The 3,291-nt window shown below is 45.1% G+C and carries 3 protein-coding genes and 1 pseudogene; 1 reads left to right on the top strand and 3 read right to left on the bottom strand.

Features of this window, described 5'->3' with window-relative positions; translation table 11 throughout:
- On the top strand, positions 1-650 hold a 650-nt coding region (locus E2L07_RS09810), incomplete at its 5' end, for an ISL3 family transposase (protein WP_134229478.1).
- Between the two features lie 195 nt (positions 651-845).
- On the opposite strand, the pseudogene E2L07_RS21220 reads toward E2L07_RS09810, so the two are convergent.
- The 3 genes and pseudogenes from E2L07_RS21220 to E2L07_RS09795 form a co-directional block, all read right to left on the bottom strand.
- Positions 846-950 (bottom strand): annotated as a pseudogene (locus E2L07_RS21220) (FAD-dependent oxidoreductase); the annotation flags it as partial.
- A gap of 13 nt (positions 951-963) precedes the next feature.
- On the bottom strand, positions 964-2,196 hold the full coding sequence (locus tag E2L07_RS09800; RefSeq protein ID WP_134229476.1) for a dihydrolipoamide acetyltransferase family protein: 1,233 nt from the start codon (positions 2,194-2,196) through the stop codon (positions 964-966).
- Between the two features lie 11 nt (positions 2,197-2,207).
- Positions 2,208-3,206 (bottom strand): alpha-ketoacid dehydrogenase subunit beta, encoded by a 999-nt coding sequence (locus E2L07_RS09795; RefSeq protein ID WP_420897814.1) that lies wholly within the window; start codon positions 3,204-3,206, stop codon positions 2,208-2,210.
- Between the last annotated feature and the right edge of the window lie 85 nt (positions 3,207-3,291).

The raw sequence follows: 3,291 nt of genomic DNA, 5'->3' as shown, positions 1-3,291 counted from the left end.
TAGCGATGGAAGAGAACCGAAGCTTTGAATCCACTCAACTCCTTTTAACAAAGAACTTACTCTCTCAGTCGTGTGTAGAAACGGTTGTCGTCGATATGTGGAAGCCGTTCCATAAAGCCATCCAAACGCTATTTCCAGCTGCTTGTCTTGTCATTGATAAATACCATGTCGTTCAAAAAGTGACTCAAGCTTTAGATCAAGTTAGAAAACGGTTTCCAACACTTAAAAAAGGTAGATTTGCCTTATTAAAAGGCTACGAAAATCTAACTGAACAACAAAAGCAACAGCTAGAAGGATGGCTCGACGAACATGATGAATTGGCCTTGGCTTACTACTTAAAAGAATCATTCCGTGACTTCTACCAAGCCAGTGACTATGACACAGCTGAAGAACTATTAGATAACTGGATCAATGAAGCAAAAGCAAGCCCATTTAGAGCTTATCAAGAGGTTGCCAGAACACTGGAGAAGTGGAAAGCATCTATCCTTCAGTACTTTCTCACTCCGTACACTAATGGTCGAATTGAAGGAACAAACCATAAAATTAAAAACATCAAAAGGCGAGCATATGGCTTTCGAAATATCCAACGATTTCGCTTACGTGTATTTTTGGAGTGTACGGGAAAAACTAATGAAAAACAGGCAGCTTAACAGCTTACAAATTCCTTCATCAGCTAGCCAAAGGGTAGTTGGTAGGTTGAAACCCATCAAGGAACCCACTTGACCGCTTTCAACCTACCAACTGAATGGTGGCTAAGAAGATGAAGGAGTTCGACTAGATTAGTATCTAATCTCGCTAACTTTATTTCTGGAATTGTGCGTGTACCACAGAAAGTGGTGAAGAGACAATTTTTTTTGCTCAATTAAAGTCACTTGCTTTCCCCGGTGGGCGGCTGTAATTGCCGCCACATACCCGGCTGGTCCTCCTCCAACGATCGCAACTCTATCCATAGGAATCTCCTTTCTACAAAAGTAGGTGAGTGGGTTTTTCTAAAAATTGTTTTATCGTTTGTAGAAATTCGGCAGCAGGAGCCCCGTCAACGATTCGATGATCGAACGTTAAGCTAAGCGGTAGCATGGTTCTCGTTTGCCAATCGCCACCTTGAAAAACGGGTGCATCCGTTGCCGCCCCCACCCCTAAAATACCAGCCTCAGGCGGGTTCAAAATCGGCGTAAAGTGATCGACACCGTAGATACCAAGGTTGGTGACCGTAAATGTGGAGCCTGTCAGTTGATCACTTTGGAGTTTTCCTGTACGAGCTTGCTCTGACAACGATTTAATCTGCTTTGAAAGCTCAACCACAGATAAGGCTTCGGCATGTTGAACGACCGGGACAACTAAGCCTTGAGTTAGTGAGACAGCCATCCCAAGATGGACATATTCATAAGTAACGATATGCTCATCAATGTAGGCGCTGTTCATGTTTGAATGTTCTTGTAACGCGAGTACGACAGCACGGGCAATGAAGTCAGTTACCGTTAATTTCATCCCGTATCGTGTTTGAACAGTGTGGTTTACTTCCTCTCGTAAAGCCATAAGGTCCGTTACATCCGCTTTCATATTCATCGTCAGCTGAGCTGATTGCATTAAACTACCGTGCATCCGCGTAGCGATCACCTGTCTCATGGCCGACGCAGGTGTGATTTTGGCCCCGTCTTGCATCCCCTTCTCTGTAACGTCCGAATTCGATCGTTTCGCTTCACTTGGTTCCACCCTCTGCTCAGCAATGGCTTTTTCCACATCAGCCTTCGTAATCCTTTCCCCTGGTCCTGTTCCTACTATGTTCTCTAGATTAATCCCTGCCTTTAGGGCCATCTTTCTTGCAACAGGCGAACTACTCACTGTGGCTCCTTTAGAAGAAGGCTTTTTCACGTCAAAAACGGCTCCTTCCGTCGCTTTTTCAGCATGAGAGTCGGCCTGCTGTTTTTCAAGTGATTTGGATTGATCTAACTGTTCATTTGGTTCTCCAATATAACCAATGACTGTGCCAGGAGGAACGCTTTGATCCTCCTGCACAACGACTTTAAGTAAAGTACCACCTGCCGGTGCCTCGATCTCTGTCTCAATTTTTTCCGATTGAATGCTCACGATCGCTTCGCCTTTTGCGACCATGTCCCCCTCTTTTTTATTCCAAACCGAGATGGTTCCTTCTTTCATCGACATACCTAACTTTGGCATGACTACTTCAACAGCCATCGAAGTTCCCCCTATACGCTTTGTAAAGATGAATTTCCTAATAGTTCTGATACGGCCTGAATGACATTTTCCGGTGTCGGCAAGTATAGATCCTCTAATGGAGGTGAGAACGGTACTGGCGTATGAGGTGCTGTAATTCTCTTAATCGGTGCATCCAAGAAATCAAATCCTTCATCAGCCACAAGAGCAGCAATGTCGGTAGCCATGCTACACCTTGGATTCGCTTCATCGATGACGATGAGTCGATTCGTTTTTTCTACTGACGTTAAGATCGTCTCAGAATCTAGCGGTGATAAACTTCGCGGGTCTATCACTTCAACTTCAATTCCTTTCTTTGCAAGCTGATCAGCAGCTGTTAAAGCCGTGTGGACTTGCTTGCCGATCGCCACGACCGATAGATCATCCCCCCTTCTCTTTATATCTGCCTTTCCGAGCGGAATGGTATAATGTCCCTCAGGAACCTCACCCATTGTGTTATAAAGCGTCTTATCTTCAAAAAAGATAACAGGGTCATTGTCTTCAATAGCAGAAAGCAGCAAGCCTTTCGCGTCATAAGGAGTAGAAGGAACGACGACTTTAATGCCTGGCATCGCCGTGAACATTGCATAAAGGCTTTGCGAATGTTGCGCCGCCGCGCGAAATCCAGCCCCATGCATCGTGCGAATCGTTACAGGTACTTGCGCTTTACCACCAAACATATACCTTAGCTTAGCCCCTTGGTTCAGCACTTGATCTAAACAACTGCCAATAAAGTCATTAAACATTAATTCAGCGATCGGCCGTAACCCTGTTGCCGCAGCGGCCATTGCTGCCCCAACATAGCCTGCCTCAGAGATCGGTGTATCAAGAACGCGGTCTCTACCAAATTCCTGTACGAGCCCCTTCGTCACCCCAAAGACGCCGCCCCATGCTTCATCGTCTTGCAAATGATCCACCTCTGCACCACCTGCCACATCTTCTCCTAGAGCCACAGGACAAATTTCTGTAACCCTTGATATTACTGATTCCATTCAATTTGCTACTATAGATGTGTTCCCATACCTTTTTACGTGATCAAGTTCTTTATGTTTTGTCAAACCTCAATTTTAGCGATTT

The sequence above is a fragment of the Halalkalibacterium halodurans genome, assembly GCF_004376175.1.
GTDB lineage: Bacteria > Bacillota > Bacilli > Bacillales > Bacillaceae_D > Halalkalibacterium > Halalkalibacterium halodurans.
This window is presented reverse-complemented; position numbering and strand designations above follow the sequence as displayed.

Coding starts and splice junctions, on each gene's coding strand:
- E2L07_RS09800 (WP_134229476.1), bottom strand. CDS start 2,196: ATGGCTGTTGAAGTAGTCATGCCAAAGTTAGGTATGTCGATGAAAGAA.
- E2L07_RS09795 (WP_420897814.1), bottom strand. CDS start 3,206: ATGGAATCAGTAATATCAAGGGTTACAGAAATTTGTCCTGTGGCTCTA.